Consider the following 1,909-nt stretch of genomic DNA (forward strand, 5'->3'; position numbering starts at 1 on the left):
GATCACTATATTGTGATCTGGCAGAAACAGGTCAACCGGGGGTAATGAGTTCAGACTCTTTTCTTCGTCAATCTTCAGAGATGGAATAGATGATTGGAGTTGATCGCGGAAGTCGGCCTGGGTTTTTGAAATGGTCGTCTGGTAATGGGGAATGACCGGACAGGTTCTGCCAAGCCAACTTGCAGCCATGGTAATGATGGATTGATCCTCTTCATTATCTGGCAATGTATTTTCCAGGCGAGTGAACAGGTCATCCATGTGCTTCTCAAGCACGTTATTTTTATTGGTATTGGAGTCTAGAAACAACCTGGCACAGCAGAGCATTACTCCCCAGAGAGACATCGATATCTCTTTCTGAGATAACTGAGGGTTCTCACTGATTCGATAGACAAGCGATTCGAACGTAGAGGTAACCACGTTCAGCTCAACGAGTTCACCCAGTTTCGCCATGGCCCACAGCAGGTTAGCGATTTCCTGTGATTTAAAGTTAGCTCTTTGTGCGTTCACGAGAAGTAGCAGCACGACCACAGCCTCGTTAAGCTCTGGTGTCCGCTCCTGCGCGTTGTCCACCAGTTTCGCCATGGCCCACAGCAGGTTGGCAATGCCCTGGGCATTAAGTCGGTTTTTCTGTGCGTTCAGGAGGGGCAGCAAGGCGGCGGTGGCCTCTTTGAACTCTGGTGTCCGCTCCAGCCCGTTGTCCAACAGTTTCGCCATGGCCCACAGCAGGTTGGCAATGCCCTGGGTATTAAATTGGTCTTTCTGTGCGCTCACAAGGGGCAACAGGGTAGCCACGGCCTCGTTGAGCCCTGGTGTCTGCTCCTGCCCGCTGTCCACCAGTTTCGCCAAGGCCCACAGCAGGTTGGCGATGTGCTGAGGAATAAATTGGTCTTTTTGTGCGTTCACTTGGGGCAACAGCGCGGCCACGGCCTCGTTGAGCTCTGTTGTCTGCTCCTGCCCGTTGTCCACCAGTTTCGCCATGGCCCACAGCAGGTTGGTGATTTCCTGAGGTTTAAAGTTGGCTTTCTGTGCGCTCACGTGGCGCAACAACGCGGTCACTGCTTCTTTGAGCTCTGGTGTCTGCTCCTGCCCGTTGTCCACCAGTTTCGCCATGGCCCACAGCAGGTTGGCGATTTCCTGAGGTTTAAAGTTAGCTTTATGTGCGTCCACGTCGGGCAACGACGCCGCCACGGCCTCGTTAAGCTCTGGTGTCCGCTCCAGCCCGTGGTCCACCAGTTTTGCCATGGCCCACAGCAGGTTGGCAATATGTTGAGGAATAAATCGGTCTTTCTGTGAATTCACGCGAGGCAACAGCGCAGCAACGGCCTCGTTGAGCTCTGTTGTCTGCTCCTGCCCGTTGTTCACCAGTTTCGCCATGGCCCACAGCAGGTTGGCAATGCCCTGGGCATTAAGTCGGTTTTTCTGTGCGTTCAGGAGGGGCAGCATGGCGACCATGGCCTCTTTGAACTCTGGTGTCCGCTCCAGCCCGTTGTCCACCAGTTTTGCCATGGCCCACAGCAGGTTGACGATACCCTGTGGTTTAAAGTTAGCTTTTTGTACGTTCACGAGGGGCAATAGGGCGGCCACGGCCTCGTTGAGCTCTGGCGACTGCTCCAGTCCGTTGTCCACCAGTTTCGCCATGGCCCACAGCAGGTTGGCGATTTCCTGTGGTTTAAAGTTAGCTTTCTCCGGGTTCACTTGTGGCAACAGCACGGCCACGCCCTCTTTGAGCTGCGGTGTCCACTCCAGCCCGTTGTCCACCAGTTTCGCCATGGCCCACAGCAGGTTGGCGATATGCTGAGGAATAAATTGGTCTTTCTGTGCGTTCACGTGGGGCAACAGCGCGGCCACGGCCTCGTTGAGCTCTGGTGTCCGCTCCAGCCGGTTGTCCACCAGTTTCGCCATGGCCCAC

Annotated in this window: 1 protein-coding gene; it reads right to left on the reverse strand. The window is 54.8% G+C overall.

Annotation, left to right across the window (positions count from 1 at the left end; genetic code table 11):
- A partial coding sequence (locus tag ACO6V1_RS23720) for a DUF1601 domain-containing protein (protein WP_422469031.1) occupies window positions 1-1,909 on the reverse strand: 1,909 nt, incomplete at both ends.

The sequence above is a fragment of the Endozoicomonas sp. ALC013 genome (assembly GCF_049310205.1).
Taxonomy (GTDB): Bacteria; Pseudomonadota; Gammaproteobacteria; order Pseudomonadales; family Endozoicomonadaceae; genus Endozoicomonas.